We start from the raw sequence: 14,312 nt of genomic DNA on the forward strand, positions 1-14,312 counted from the left end.
GCCGCCGATTATAGCTCAAGGGTTAGGGTTTTTATAGCCAAAGGTAATAAGCGCTCTTTTTGTAAGGTTATTGCTGCACCCGGCTAACCTGAGCGCAGCAATCGGTAGCATTGGTCCAGCCGCAGTGGTCGTCGAATCAACAGTCCAATCAGCACGAATAACAGGGCAGCGAATGGTGGCAAACTGAGCCAGAGCAGGGGGTGCAGGCGCGGGTCGATCTGCAGAAGATACAGGTGCAGGCTGGCCAGCACGGCTTCGGCACTGATACTGGCCAATACGCCACACACCAGTCCAATCAACAGAAACTCCAGCAGATCAAGGCGGCGTGCCTGCTCTGCGGTCACTCCCAGTGTCTGTAACAGGGCTGACTCAAACCGGCGTTGCTCCAGTGCTTGCAGCAGGGTAACGCCGAGCAGCATCAGGCCGCAGCCGAGGCTCAACGACAGTATGAGAGCCGAGCTGTCGGCCAGCCGCTTCAACCATTGCGATAGTTGAGACAGCAGCTGATCAATGTCGATCAGTGTCAGCGAGGGGAACTGCTGCAGCAACTGCCGCGACACCTGTTGTCGCTCTGGCGGCAGGTGGAAGCTGGTGATCCAGGTTGAGGGCGCTCCCTCAAGCGCACCCGGACTGAAAATGATGTAGAAGTTGGGGCGGAAGGAGGTCCAGACTACCTCGCGAATATTACTGATGCGCCCCTCAATCTGCACTCCGCCAACGTCGAAGCCGAGTCGGTCACCGATCTTGAGTCCCAGCTCCTGTGCCATCTCCCCTTCGATGGAGATCAACGGCTCGGTGCTGTCAGCCGACCACCACTCACCCGCTTGCAGCGGATTGTGTTCAGGGCGTTCAGTGCTCCAGCTCAGATTCAGCTCGCGACGCAGGGTGTTGTGTGATTGTTGCTTCTCGTTGAGCTGGGGTTGAACAGGTGCGCCGTTCAACTCAGTGAAGCGGCCGCGAATCATCGGGTAAAGCTCGGTTTCAAGCGACTGCTCATCCAGAAATTGGTCCAGCGCTTCCTTTTCCCAGGGCTGAATGTTGATCACAAAATAGTTGGGCGTGTCGCTGGGGAACTGCGCCTGCCACTGCTGCAGCAGGTCGGAGCGGCTGATCCAGATGACGCTGAGCAGAGTGAGCAACATAACGACCACGGCGGCCTGCAGCCGGTGCCACTGACGCTGCTGGCGCAGACGCATCAACAACAGACGTCCCAACAGCAGGCGTCGAGCGAGCGGTTTGGCGCTGGCGATCAGCGCCCATTGAGCCAGCCAGCCGAACAGTACACCGCCAATCATCAGAAACAGCAGCAGGCTGATGGCCGCTGCCGGTGCCTGCAGGAATGCCAGCAGGGTGATGATCAGCAACAGGGCAGAACTCCCCTGCAGCAGCATGGCGATGCGATCCCGTGGAGGCGGATCGCCGCGCAAGAGGTGGGCGACCGGAATGCGAGCCAGTTGCAGAATGGGAGGCAGGCCGAGCAGTACCAGCAGTGCCAACCCCAACGCCGGGCCAGTCAGCCAGCGCAGCCAGCCGGCAGCGGGCAGCGATTGTGGCAGAAGGTCGGCCAGCCACTGATAGACAGCGGCCTGTAACAGGTAGCCGGTAATAAAGCCGAGAATGGAGGTTATGGCCCAGGCCATTAGCAGCTGGTAGAGGTAGAGTTGAACCAGCTGGCCCGGCTTGAGGCCCAAGTTCAGCAGCAGGGCGCTGCGGGTGTGCTGGCCGAGTGCGAACCGGCGCAGGGCCAGCACAATGGTCATGGCAGAGAGCAGCAGAGCGATCAGTGCCGTGAGCTTGAGGTAACGCAGTGCATTGCCCAGCGCGTTGCCGGTCATGGGCTGGTCAGCCTGCAGTGCATGCAGGCGTTCATGGTCGGCGAGGGTGGGCCGCAGCTTTTGATCAAGCTGACGTATCCGCTCGCTGCTGCCGGCGATCAGCAGGCGATAGTCGGCACGGCTGCCCTCGGCCAGTACGCCGCTGGCTTCAAGGTCGGCGTGATTGACCAGGATATGTGGACTGAAGCTGCGAAAGCCCGAGCCCCGATCCGGTGAGGCCAACAACCGGTGTGTGAGCGTCAGTTTTGCGTAGCCAAACTCTAGCTGGTCGCCCAGTTCAAGCCCCAGCTGAGTCATCACGCGGGGTTCGGCCCAGACCTCGCCGGGGCCCGGAATCTCGCCCTGTTGCACAGGTTCAGTGACCAGCTCACCCCGCAGGGGATAGGGTGACTTCAGTACACGTACTGAAACCAGCATCAGCTCGTCACCCTGTCCCACCATGCTGGGAAACTGGATAACCTGAGTGTGGTGTGTATCAGACAAGTCTATCTGATCCAGCCGCTTGGACGTAATCGGACGGCTGCTGCTCAGCACCAGATCAGCTCCCAGCAGGCTGGCACTCTCACGCAGCAGGCCTCGCTCCAGTCGGTCGCCGAGGACCGCCAGCAGAGTCGTCAGGGCGATGGCAACCCAGGTTGCCAGCAACAAAGCACGCCATTCAGTGGTGCGCAGCTGGGTATGCAGCTGACGCCGGGCCAGTCGGGGCAACAGGCTCATTCTACCACCTCTTCCAGACGGCCGGCATGAAGGTGCAGGCGTCGACGGCAGCGCCGCGCCAGCTCCAGATCATGCGTGATCAGGATCAGAGTTGTACCCTGGCTGGCATTTAGACTGAACAGCTGTTCAATAATCTGGTGTCCGGTCTCGTCATCCAGGTTACCGGTTGGCTCATCCGCAAACAGTACACTGGGGCGGGTCGCAAATGCGCGAGCGATCGCCACGCGCTGTTGTTCGCCACCTGACAGTTGCGAGGGGTAATGATCCATGCGGGCGCCCAGTCCAACCTCCTGAAGCCAGTGGCGAGCCTGTAGTTCAGCATCTGCAGCACCCTGAATCTCCAACGGCAAGCGAACATTGTCGAGAGCGTCCAGCTCCGGCAGCAGATGAAAGGACTGAAAAATGAAACTCAAATGGCGCAGCCTGATATCGGCACGAGCCGGGTCGTCCAACTCGTCAAGCGGTTGACCGGCAAACATGACATGGCCTGAAGTCGGGGTATCGAGACCGGCCAACAGGCTGAGCAAAGTGGACTTGCCTGCTCCGGAACGGCCGATAATGGCCAGACTTTCACCGGGTGCAACACTCAGACTGAGTCCGGTGAAAAGCTCTACCTTTCCCGCTTGTGTATTGAAACTTTTTGCGACATCGTGAGCCTCAATAATCGGTTTACCACTGTCGAGGTGCTGCATGCGTTATCTGGTCTCTTGTCTGCTGTTGCTGTTTGTTTGCGTCACTCCACTGCAGGCGAAAACCCTGCTGGTGGTCGGGGATAGCCTGTCGGCCGCCTATGGCATGCCTCAAAGCGATGGCTGGGTCAGCCTGCTGGAGCAGGAGCTGAAACAGCGTGATAGCCACCGGCGGGTGATCAATGCCAGTATAAGTGGAGAAACCAGCAGCGGCGGGCTGAGTCGACTGCCTCGGCTGCTGCAGGACTATCGCCCGGATCTGGTACTGCTGGAATTGGGCGCCAATGACGGCCTTCGCGGTACCCCCCTGAACATACTGGAACAGAATCTGCGCCAGATGATCGAGCTAAGCCAAGCGGCGGATGCGCGGGTGCTGCTCATCGGCATACGCCTGCCCCCTAACTATGGACCTCAATATACAGAAAGGTTCTATCAAATCTATCCACAGCTGGCTGAAGAGTTTGGGCTGCCACTGGTACCCTTCCTGCTTGAAAGCGTGGCAACTGACCTGCGACTTATGCAGCGTGATGGCTTGCATCCCAATCGTGATGCTCAGCCTATCCTGCTGCAGACGGTGTGGAAGCAGCTCGGACCTCTGCTTGAGAAAGAGGGATTCTAAGTCGCAGCAGGGTGCCGTCACCCGGTTGACTGTTGATGGTCAGATCTCCTCCCAGAGCCTTGGCCCGAGCCTGCATGCCGAGCATACCGAAACGCCCCTTGCGGCTAATGATGGATGGGTCAAATCCGCAGCCGTTGTCACGGACTTCCAGCTCCAGTCGGTCGGACGGTTCGTCGGCATCAGAGCGTTGTAGCCGGATTTGGACTTCGGTACAGCTGGCATGCCGCTGGATGTTGGTCAGCGCCTCCTGAATCATGCGGTAGAGATTGATATTGAGCCGTTCCTCCATATCGTTCAGGGCGCCCTTGAGGGTCAACTCCAGCTGAACCCCCTGTCGTTCAAGGTGCTGGCTGCGAATTAACTCGCGTACTGCGTCCACCAGTCCCAGGTCATCCAGCAGGGTTGGGCGGAGTGCGCGCATCAGATCATAGGTGACATCGTAAATATGTCGTGCGATAGCATCGATGCTTTCGGCATGATGGTTAACGCTGTCACTGCTGTCAGGATGATCCTGCAGCAGCATGCGTGCATCGGTACGTATTGCAGTGAGGCATTGGCCCAGCTCATCGTGCAGCTCTTGGGCAAGGTGGCGCCGTTCCCTTTCCTGAATATCCAGAATGCGATGGGTGAGCTGTTGGTTTTCTTGCAATTGCTGCTGCAGTTCTTCCGAATGGGCCTGAAGGTGTTGCTTGAGACGCTGGATCTCAAGTGTTTCAAGGTAACTGATGGTGGCAGCCTGCCGTTGACGCAACCAGGCGTAAAACAGCAGGCTGCCGCTGGTATTGAGGACGAGCGTGATCAGTACCAGCCCCCAGCTGAAGTCGGCCAGTCGTACCGGGTATTCCAGTAGCAGGCTTAGCTGCAGGTGTTTATTGCCTACAGTCTGCTGGCGCGGCAGATAAAACAGCACCGCTTCAGGCGTGGTACTTTGCCACAAAGTCTGGGGGCCGTTCTGTGGCAAGGTCAGGCTGACACGACTGCCCGGTGGCAGCATTTCTGTGTCGAGCAGGTCACGGCCGCGCAGGGCGACTGACAGCAGCAGGGTTGGATCCTGTGGTACAGCCAGAAAGGCAGCGATCAGTGGCTCTCCTCGCGCCTGGTTGAATACATCCGAATAGGCTATCAGTGACTGATTGCGAGCGGTGGCGATGGCGGTCTTGAGGGCGGGAATCAGGCTCAGGTCGGTGCCCAGCGGTGGCAGGTCGCTCTGCCCGGCCGGCAACGCAAGGATAACAGGCTGATAGATGACCGCTCCTGATGTTTCAGTGTTGGCGGGTGTAATGGCGCTGAGACCGTGCAGAAGAAAGTCGGGGTACTTCAGTCGCATTTGCCGCTCGAATGCGTAAATCTCGTCTTCCGTGACCAGCTGCTGCAGGTGGAGGCGGTGGATGACGGGTGAGAGCGGCAGAAGCTCTTCCAGCGTCTGCGACAGACCGCTCAGGTCGTGACTGCTGCGAGCGGTCAGGATAGCCATGTAGTGCAACAGCTGCTCGGTTTTGTTCAGTCGCTGATTCAATCGCTGCTCAAGGTTGACAAGCAGTGCACTCTGGTGACGGCTCAGGCCGCTCAGATCCAGCTGAACCAGCAAGCCGAGCAACATCACTGTCAGCAGTATCCAGAGCAGCAGGGCCGTGAGCTTGTGAGATCCGAGCATCAGTCAGGTGTCCTTTCCCGAGCGAGAAACGCAGACAGTATAAACAGAAAAGGCGCCCGCAGGCGCCTTTTCAAAACGACGAGGATGATCAGCCGTTGTAGTTTTCGTTAACGAAGTCCCAGTTAACCAGTGCCCAGAAGTTCTTGAGGTATTCAGGGCGCAGGTTGCGGTAATCGATGTAGTAGGCGTGCTCCCACAGGTCAACCGTTAGCAGAGCGGTCTGTCCATCGGTCATCGGTGTACCGGCGTTGCTGGTGTTAACGATATCCAGAGTGCCGTCTGCGTTCTTCACCAGCCAGGTCCAGCTGGAACCGAAGTTGTTCACGGCCTTGTCGTTGAACGCTTCCTGGAACTTCTCGAAAGTGCCCCATTTTACGGCGATGGCATCGGCGATATCACCGGTCGGTGCGCCGCCACCATTCGGAGACAGGCAGTGCCAGTAGAAGGTGTGGTTCCACACCTGAGCCGCGTTGTTGAAGATGCCGCCAGCCGGAGCAGTCTTGATGATCTCTTCCAGAGACTTGCCTTCAAACTCGGTTCCCGGTACCAGACCGTTCAGCTTCACAACGTAGGTGTTGTGGTGCTTGCCGTGGTGGTATTCCAGAGTCTCGGCAGAGATGTGCGGTTCCAGTGCATCTTTCGCATACGGCAGTGCAGGCAGTTCGAAGCTCATAGTAATCACCTTGTTTATTGAGACAGGTTCAGCATAAAACCGATTGTTGTTGGTGAGGTTGGACCAGACAGGGGCCAAACCTCTTGGGTGCCCTGATGATAGCACCGAAAAGGCGTCTTATCATGGCACAGTTTGTAGCAGTATTATGAAGTGCAGACGGGCTGTACCAATTGCACCTCAATGGGTATGTTGAGGCGCAAGGGAAAAAAACAAGGCCTATCCCGCGCGAGACAGGCGCTGCTGTACCAGGCAGAGGGCGGCGATCGCACGGCCTTCGGAAAACTCTGCCTGGTCGAACAGCTCCGGCAGCTGTGACATGGGCCAGGGCACCAGTTCCAGTGGCTCGGGCTCATCACCTTCCAGTTTGTTGGAGTACAGATCGCGTGCCAGAATCACCTCAAGCCGGTGCCCCATATAGTTGGGTGCCGCCGTGAGCTGGCGTATATGGCTCAGCTCGCGTGCGCCGAAGCCGGCTTCTTCCTGCAGCTCACGATTGGCGGCTGTCAGTGCATCCTCACCGGGGTCGATCAATCCCTTGGGTAGTGTCAGGACATACTCCTCCAACCCTGCGGCATATTCACGAATCAGCAGCACCTCGTCGCGCTCGTTGATGGCGACGATCATCACCGCCCCGTGACCACCGGTTCTGAGCCGCTCATAGTGCCTCTCAACACCGTTGCTGAAACGAAGCTGCATGCTTTCAATATGAAACAGCCGGCTGCTGGCCACTTTGGTTAACTTCAAAATCTCGGGCTTGGCGGTCATACTGATATCCGAAAACTGTTATTACCTGTCAGAGTGTTCCCTGATTATGCTTGATTGGCAAGCCATAGATACTGTGCTGTTGGATATGGACGGCACCCTGCTCGACCTGCACTTCGATTCCCACTTCTGGCTTGATCTGGTGCCTCAACGCTATGCGCAAAAGCGAGGACTGGAGCTTGAGAATGCCCGCCAGTGGCTGCACGAGCGGATTCGGCAGGAGCAGGGCTCACTCAGCTGGTACTGCCTGGACTACTGGACCGAGCAGCTTGATCTGCCGATTGCCCAGCTGAAACGGGAGATCATGGATCGAATCGGCTTCCGCCCCGGCGCCGAAGCCTTTCTGCAGGCGCTGCGCCGCAGTGGACGGCGTACCGTGATCGCTACCAATGCCCACCGGGACAGTCTGGCCCTCAAGATCGAAGTGACCGGTATCGATCAGCAGGTGGACCTGGTGATCTGCTCGCACGATTTCGGCTATCCCAAGGAAGAGCAGGCGTTCTGGCAGACACTGCAGGAGGTGGAGCCTTTCAACCCGGCGCGCACACTATTGGTCGATGACAGTCTGGCGGTGCTGGCATCCGCACGGAGGTACGGTATCGCTCACCTGCTGTCGATCACCCAACCGGACATGCAGCAGCCGGCGCGGCAGGTGACTGAATTCGATGCAACCAATGATTTCAGCGAGGCGATAGCAGCCCTATGAGTCATCACTATAAGGAAGAACTGGAGCGCGAAAAGTCTCAACAGGCGCACCAGGGCGTGCGGCTGGACAAGTGGCTTTGGGCCGCCCGCTTTTACAAGACTCGGGCCCTGGCCAAGGAAATGATCGAGGGTGGCAAAGTGCATTACGATGGCCAGCGCAGCAAGTGCAGTAAACATGTGGAAATCGGTGCGCTGATCCGCCTGCGGCAGGGGAATGACGAAAAAACAGTCGAAGTGCTGGCGCTGTCGGATCAGCGTCGCGGTGCTTCGGAAGCACAAAAGCTGTATCGAGAAACCGAAGACAGCATCCGTGCCCGCGAACAACGGGCACTGGAACGCAAGACCCAGGGCAGCGCGCCGGAGCAGCGGCCGAACAAGAAAAGTCGGCGTGAGCTGCTGCGGATCAAGGGCAGTTGGGACTGATCAGCGGCCCGGGTTGAAAAACGGCAGCCTTCCCAGCAGCGGAATGCGGCCGGCCAGTCGATACAAGGGCGTCAGCCCCATTAGCAGCCATCGGTTGAGCCAGCCGGCAACCGGTGTGGCCCAGGCCCATGCCAGTGTGGTGAGCGCCAGACACATGCCACCAACGGCAGCATCGGTGAACCAGTGGGCGCCGCCAAACAGGCGTGGCAACATCAGAAAAATACCTAGCCCCGCCGCGCAGAAAGTTGCCGGGCTCCGCCGAATGAACAGCAAAAAACCGACCCAGACCAGTAGCACACTGGCATGGTCACCGGGAAAACTGGTAGACGCACTGTCCTTGGCCGGGATCTCTGGCAGATGTTCACCGAACAGATAGGCTGGCTGTAACTGCAGGGACGGGCTTGGACCACTGAGGCCGGCGCTGTGTGCGTACTCAGACAATAACTCCCGCATCGGCAACATCAACAGCATCAACAGTAGAAAACCGGTAAATGCGGCCTGAAGCTGATGACGTCTGAGCCCCCCCAGTCCGGGGAAGATCAAAAACAGCAGCATCACAACCGCTGAAAGGGCGTCAACCTCGCGGGTGTTCATCCATGCCCAGAAGTGAGCCCAAGGCTCGTTGTGGAACAGTGAGCCGTTGAGTGTGAAAAATACCGATCGGTCGATGCTGCGCCATATTTCACGACCAGCATCGCTGGCAAAGCTGAGCAGCAGCAGAGCCGCCACCAGCTGAGTCGAAATGAATGCCAGCGGTCGCCAACGAGTGGAAAAGACAGGTTCCGGGGTGATCATCAGCGGTCCATTCAGCTAGAATTACGAAACCACTATTCTAGCAACACCGCTCGGCCGACTCACGCGGTACGAGCAGAAATCTCCGGGAATCCTGCATGAGCAACCCAGATCAGATCCAGCGCATTCTGTTCGAACAGATTGATGTCCGCGGCGTGGTCGTCGGACTTGAAACCAGTTACCAGGAAGTGCTGGCGCGGCACGACTATCCGCCGGTACTGCAGCGGGTACTGGGAGAAATGCTGGCGGCCGTCGGCATGCTCAGCGCGACACTGAAGTTTGAAGGCCGCCTGCTGTTGCAGGCTGAAGGGGAAGGGCAGGTTAAGATGCTGATGGCTGAGTGCAACCGGCATCAGGATCTGCGCGCCATCGCCCGCTATGATGGAGAACTGGGCGAGGATCTGAGTTTTGATCAACTGCTGCAGAACGGTCGTATAGCCTTAACTATCGAACCGGAAAAGGGTCAGCGCTATCAAGGGGTTGTCCCGCTTGAAAACGAGACGTTGGCGCAGTGCCTGCAGGCATATTTCGAACAATCTGAGCAGCTGGGTACCTCAATTCAGTTGGCCGCTGATGGGCAGCGAGCCGCCGGCCTGATGTTGCAGGTTATGCCGGCCGAGGGGCGGGGAGATGAGGACTGGAATCGGGTCAGCATGTTGGCCTCTACGCTCAAGGATGAAGAACTGCTTCAGCTGGACAACGAAGCGCTGCTGTTCCGTCTGTTCCACGAAGAGGTGTGTCGGCTGTATGAGCCTCAGCCGCTTCGATTCCGCTGTGACTGCTCACGCGAGCGTAGCGCCGAGGCACTGAAATTTATGACCGAAGAGGAATTGCTGGAGATTCTCAAGGAGCAGAACGGCATCATTGATGTGGGCTGTCAGTTCTGCAATCAGACCTATAATTTCGATGAAACCGACATCCGTGCATTGTTCAGCGAACCGGGCTATCTCGACGAAGATGGTAGAATGCACTGAATAATCAGTGAGTTGGAAAGGTGGCCGTAGGATCAGGGAAGATTTTAAATGAGAATGATTCCGGCAGTCCCATCCCGGCGGATTTTGTGCAATAATACGGCCCCAAAAATAACAACCCGAGCTGCGTTAACCGGAACGCAGTGGCCCTTTTTTGCTTTCAGGTAATTGTTTGGCGAACAGCCAAGGGAATCCAGTAATGACCAAAGAAACCGTCACTAGCGTACACGTGAATCTGACCCCGGCTGAGCTGGTCGAGCGTGCGATTCAGCGTAACGAAGGCGTCCTCGCGGACACCGGCGCACTGGTTGTCACCACCGGTCAGCGTACAGGTCGCTCACCGATGGATCGCTTCATCGTCGAAGAGCCGAGCACGTCTGACGTGATCGAGTGGGGCAATATCAACCGTCCTTTCAACGCCGACAAGTTCGACGCACTCTGGACCCGGGTTGAAGAATATCTGACTGACAAGGAACACTTTGTCTCTCATGTGCACGTAGGGGCTGATCACAGTCATTACCTGCCGGTCAAAATGACCACTGAAACCGCGTGGCAGAATCTTTTTGGTCTCAACCTGTTCATCCGTCCGCACGAATACAATCCGAAGAGCAAAGAAGAGTGGCAGATCCTGAACGTGGCTGGCTTCCAGTGTGAGCCTGAACGTGATGGTACCAACTCCGATGGCTGCGTCATCCTGAACTTCGCCAAGCGCAAGGTGCTGATTGCGGGCATGCGATACGCCGGTGAAATGAAGAAAGCGATGTTCTCGGTGCAGAACTTCCTGCTGCCGGAAAAAGACGTACTGCCGATGCACTGCTCTGCCAACATTGGCGAAGATGGTTCCACTACCCTTTTCTTTGGCCTGTCCGGCACCGGCAAGACCACTCTGTCTGCTGACCCCGAACGCTACCTGATCGGTGATGACGAGCACGGCTGGGGCAAGGGCGTTGTCTTCAATCTGGAAGGTGGCTGCTATGCCAAGACCATCAACCTGAGCAAAAAGAACGAGCCGATCATCTGGGATGCCATTCGCTTCGGTGCCATCGTTGAAAACGTGGTACTGGATGGCAGTCGCAAGGCGGACTACAACGATGTCTCCCTGACCGAAAACGGTCGCTGTGCCTACCCGCTCGATCACGTTGACAAACGTTCTGCCACCAATATGGGTGACGAACCTGACTCAATCGTGTTCCTGACCTGTGACCTGACCGGTGTACTGCCGCCGGTATCTGTATTGAGCAAGGAAGCGGCCGCATACCACTTCCTGTCCGGTTACACCGCATTGGTCGGCTCTACCGAAATGGGGTCAGGTGGTGGTATCAAGTCCACCTTTTCCACCTGCTTCGGCGCGCCGTTCTTCCCGCGTGCTGCGCATGTGTACGCCGAACTGCTGATGAAACGTATTGAAGAGTACGGCTCACGTGTTTACCTCGTGAACACTGGCTGGACCGGTGGCTCCTTCGGTACCGGTGAGCGCTTCAGCATTCCGACTACGCGGGCCATCATCAGTGCCATCCAGAGCGGTTCATTGAAGGATTGCGAAACCGTGCAGTTGGACGGCATCAACCTGGCGGTACCGACAGCGGTGCCGGGCGTTGACACCAAGTTGCTTAACCCGCGTGATACCTGGGCTGATCCGGCCGCCTATGACGCAGCGGCAGCCGATCTGGCCAAGCAGTTCGTCAACAACTTCACCAAGTTTGATGGTGTATCCGCCGAGATTCTGGCGGCAGGTCCCAAAGCCTGAAACTGGACTTGATCCAAACGCAACGCCCCGCATGTCGGGGCGTTCTTGTATCCGGGACTAGCGTTCAGTGGTCGGCACGACAGACCGTACCAACAGTTTCTGCCAATACGGGTGTTTCAGGGTGCGGCTCAGCAGAGCTATGACCAGCAGGGCGAATCCCAGCCGTGCCCAGAAAATACCGGACAGATCTGCCCCGATCAGCATGACCAGCAGGGTGTCTTCGATCAGGCTGTGACACAGGCCGAGCAGGCTGATGGCGGCAAAGATATCAGCCGGTGCGATGTCGCCTCGCTCGGCTTCACGAATCAGCAGTCCTCCGCCGTAGGCCAGACCCAGAGTCATGCCAATCAGAGTGATTGACAGAGCGCCGGGCGCGATGCCGATCAGTTTGAGTAACGGCCGCAGCAACCATTCCAGCAGACGCTCGATGCCGAGCAGACGCAACAGGCGCAGTGCGGTCAGCAGCAGAACGATTACTCCCGCAGTCCATGCCAGTGTTTTCAACTGGCCTAGTGTCCACCCGAGCAGGCTTGGGTCTTCCGGTTGAGGTACCCAAGGGACGCGATTGACGGCCTGCAGGGTTTCACTGTGCTGATAGAACTGGTGCAGCAGCACAGACAGAACAATGCCGCCACCGATACGCAGCAGCAGTTGTGGAATGACACGACAGCCCGCTTTCTGTGCCACGCGAATCTCAACCGGAAGGTTGTGAGCGCTGAGCAGCAGGGTACCAAGAATGGTGGCCTGGGCGATGCTCCAGTGCTCAGTGCCGGTGGTGGAAAAGAAGATGATAATGCCGGTGTAGATATTGGTCAGCATGGCACTGGCCCAGATCAACCCCGCCTCGGGCGGCAGCCCCATCCAGCCCATCAAGGGCGCAAACAGATGACCCAGCAGTTCAGCAGCTCCCAGTTCAGTCAGCAGCTTGACGATGAGAATGGCCGGAACCATCACTTTGAACAGGGTCAGAATCACCCTGTAACTGTCAGTCAGAATCTCTCTGATCGAATGCAGCAGGGCTCGATACATCAGCTGATCTTGAGCTTGAAATCAATATTGCGCAGGTAGCCGGCTTCCTGCTCCAGGTCAGCCCGGGTCAAGGGATGTTGATCCAACCAGCCCGGAGGGAGTGCCAGCTCGATTCGATGTCCGTCCACATTAAGCCTGAAAGCAGGCAGGCGTGCCTTGCTGCGGCTGCGGTGCAGCAATACCGCCAGCCGTAACAGCAGACAGAGGTAGCGGCAGGATGCTTTCAGAGCAGGCGGCAGGTTGCGAAACTCATCCTTGGGAAACTTGCGTCGGTGGCCCCGCACCAGAAATGCCAGCTGCTGCTGTTCGGGGCGGGTGAAGCCGGGCAAGTCTGAGTGCTGCAGCAGGTAGGCACTGTGTTTGTGAAACTGGCTGTGGGCTACAGCGAGTCCGATCTCGTGGGTCCTGGCCGCCCAACTCAGCAATTCTTGGTACTCGATATCCTGCAGCTTCCAGGCCTCTGCTGTCTGTTCCAGAGCGGCCAGTGCTGTCGCCTCTACCCGAGCGGCCTGACGCCTATCCACGTGGTAACGCCGGGCCAGTGCGGTGATGGTGCGCTCGCGTACATCCTCATGGCGCAGTCTGCCCGCCATGTCATATAACAGGCCTTCACGCAGGGCACCCTCTGAAAAACTCATGCTTTCGACGCCCAGAGATTCGAAAATGGCGCCGAGAATGGCGATGCCGGCGGGCAGTACGGCACAGCGCTCAGGCTTGATGCCATCAATCTGAATGCGATCAATATGCCCCACACTGACCAGATACTCGCTGAGCTGTTTCAGCCCACTGGCACTGATCTGGTCATTGCTCAGGCCGAGAGAGATACAGGCCTGACGGGCAGCCTTGATGGTGCCTGATGCTCCTACACTGCTGCTCCAGCCGAGGCGGCGATAGTCACGCCGGATTGACAGCAGCTCCTGCAGGGCTGCTGTGCGTGCCTCTCGCATGGCGGCAGCCGAGATTTCGCCGCCGGAAAAGAACAGGTCGGTATAGCTCACACATCCCATCTGCAGACTTTCACACAGGCGTGGTTCAAACCGGGAGCCGATAATGAACTCAGTGCTGCCACCGCCAATATCCACCACCAGGCGTCGACCGGTATCATCGGCCAGAGTATGCGAGACACCAAGATAGATCAGGCGGGCCTCCTCTCGACCGGCGATGACTTCAACCGGTGTGCCCAGCAGGGCCTCGGCCCGGGCAATGAAGTCATCACTGTTGCGAGCTTCGCGCAATGCGTTGGTGCCGACTACCCGAATCGATTGGCGGGGAAGGTCCGCAACCCGCTGGGCGAAGCGGCCCAGACACTCAAGCCCACGTGCCATTGCGTTTTCTGTCAGGCAGCCTTCGGCGTCGAGCCCGGCAGCCAGTTGTACTTTCTCTGACAGTACGTCCAGTGTGCTCAGTTCGCCGGCAAAAACGCGGGCAACGATGATGTGAAAACTGTTGGAGCCGAGATCGATGGCAGCCAGCAGAGAGGTGTCGGCGGTCGTCACGGCAGCCGTGTCCTGTGCGTACATCAGCGATTTTCCCCAATTTACAGCGGTCAAGAATGCAAAAATACCGGTTAACGGGGGCCGGATGCTACCCTTTTATGATGACAGTCGTACTGCAGAGTACGACGGACAGGATGTGGCAGGCGTGGGTAGCAGGTGTTATCATCCTGCCAATGTCTTAAACGCACCTCGTGCACTGG

The 14,312-nt window shown here is 57.8% G+C and carries 13 protein-coding genes; 5 read left to right on the forward strand and 8 right to left on the reverse strand.

Annotated features, from left to right (window positions below; all coding sequences use genetic code 11):
- Positions 1-83: 83 nt before the first annotated feature.
- Positions 84-2,552, reverse strand: a complete 2,469-nt coding sequence (locus ABIE61_RS11175) for an ABC transporter permease (RefSeq protein WP_354409485.1) — start codon at positions 2,550-2,552, stop codon at positions 84-86.
- The gene (locus tag ABIE61_RS11180) at positions 2,549-3,244 is read right to left on the reverse strand and encodes an ABC transporter ATP-binding protein (RefSeq protein WP_354409488.1); all 696 of its coding nucleotides are present in this window, start codon (positions 3,242-3,244) and stop codon (positions 2,549-2,551) included. The genes ABIE61_RS11175 and ABIE61_RS11180 overlap by 4 nt, the downstream gene beginning before the upstream one ends.
- Here ABIE61_RS11180 and ABIE61_RS11185 point away from each other — a divergent pair.
- Positions 3,243-3,860: an arylesterase gene (locus ABIE61_RS11185; protein WP_354409491.1), complete on the forward strand. Its 618-nt coding sequence runs from the start codon at positions 3,243-3,245 to the stop codon at positions 3,858-3,860. The two genes, ABIE61_RS11180 and ABIE61_RS11185, sit on opposite strands and share 2 nt — an antisense overlap.
- Here ABIE61_RS11185 and ABIE61_RS11190 read toward each other — a convergent pair.
- From ABIE61_RS11190 to nudE, 3 genes are all read right to left on the reverse strand, one after another.
- Positions 3,799-5,514: a sensor histidine kinase gene (locus tag ABIE61_RS11190; protein ID WP_354409494.1), complete on the reverse strand. Its 1,716-nt coding sequence runs from the start codon at positions 5,512-5,514 to the stop codon at positions 3,799-3,801. The two genes, ABIE61_RS11185 and ABIE61_RS11190, sit on opposite strands and share 62 nt — an antisense overlap.
- A gap of 88 nt (positions 5,515-5,602) precedes the next feature.
- Positions 5,603-6,187, reverse strand: a complete 585-nt coding sequence (locus ABIE61_RS11195; RefSeq protein WP_091826295.1) for a Fe-Mn family superoxide dismutase — start codon at positions 6,185-6,187, stop codon at positions 5,603-5,605.
- Between the two features lie 216 nt (positions 6,188-6,403).
- Positions 6,404-6,952 carry an ADP compounds hydrolase NudE gene (gene nudE, locus ABIE61_RS11200; protein WP_091826297.1) on the reverse strand — a complete coding sequence of 183 codons (549 nt, stop codon included), beginning with the start codon at positions 6,950-6,952 and terminating at the stop codon, positions 6,404-6,406.
- A 46-nt stretch (positions 6,953-6,998) separates the two neighbouring features.
- Here nudE and yrfG point away from each other — a divergent pair, with 46 nt between their 5' ends.
- Positions 6,999-7,655 carry a GMP/IMP nucleotidase gene (gene yrfG / locus ABIE61_RS11205; RefSeq protein WP_354409497.1) on the forward strand — a complete coding sequence of 219 codons (657 nt, stop codon included), beginning with the start codon at positions 6,999-7,001 and terminating at the stop codon, positions 7,653-7,655.
- Entirely contained in the window at positions 7,652-8,077 is a 426-nt protein-coding gene (gene hslR, locus ABIE61_RS11210) for a ribosome-associated heat shock protein Hsp15 (RefSeq protein ID WP_354409500.1), read from the forward strand. Before yrfG ends, hslR begins: the two co-directional genes overlap by 4 nt.
- Here hslR and ABIE61_RS11215 read toward each other — a convergent pair whose 3' ends face one another.
- Positions 8,078-8,872: a phosphatase PAP2 family protein gene (locus ABIE61_RS11215; protein WP_091826300.1), complete on the reverse strand. Its 795-nt coding sequence runs from the start codon at positions 8,870-8,872 to the stop codon at positions 8,078-8,080. It abuts the gene before it with no gap.
- 95 nt (positions 8,873-8,967) lie between these two features.
- Between ABIE61_RS11215 and hslO the strand changes: the two genes are divergently transcribed.
- Complete coding sequence (gene hslO / locus ABIE61_RS11220; RefSeq protein ID WP_354409503.1) at positions 8,968-9,843, forward strand: Hsp33 family molecular chaperone HslO; 876 nt, start codon at positions 8,968-8,970, stop codon at positions 9,841-9,843.
- 196 nt (positions 9,844-10,039) lie between these two features.
- Positions 10,040-11,587 carry a phosphoenolpyruvate carboxykinase gene (locus ABIE61_RS11225; RefSeq protein WP_091826304.1) on the forward strand — a complete coding sequence of 516 codons (1,548 nt, stop codon included), beginning with the start codon at positions 10,040-10,042 and terminating at the stop codon, positions 11,585-11,587.
- Positions 11,588-11,644: 57 nt separating this feature from the next.
- Here the strand turns inward: ABIE61_RS11225 and ABIE61_RS11230 are convergent, their stop codons facing one another.
- Together ABIE61_RS11230 and ppx are read right to left on the reverse strand one after the other, a co-directional pair.
- Complete coding sequence (locus tag ABIE61_RS11230; RefSeq protein WP_354409506.1) at positions 11,645-12,616, reverse strand: hypothetical protein; 972 nt, start codon at positions 12,614-12,616, stop codon at positions 11,645-11,647.
- Complete coding sequence (gene ppx, locus ABIE61_RS11235) at positions 12,616-14,136, reverse strand: exopolyphosphatase (RefSeq protein ID WP_354409509.1); 1,521 nt, start codon at positions 14,134-14,136, stop codon at positions 12,616-12,618. The genes ABIE61_RS11230 and ppx overlap by 1 nt, the downstream gene beginning before the upstream one ends.
- Between the last annotated feature and the right edge of the window lie 176 nt (positions 14,137-14,312).

The organism is Marinobacterium sp. MBR-111 (genome assembly GCF_040547585.1).
In the GTDB taxonomy this organism is placed as follows: domain Bacteria; phylum Pseudomonadota; class Gammaproteobacteria; order Pseudomonadales; family Balneatricaceae; genus Marinobacterium; species Marinobacterium iners.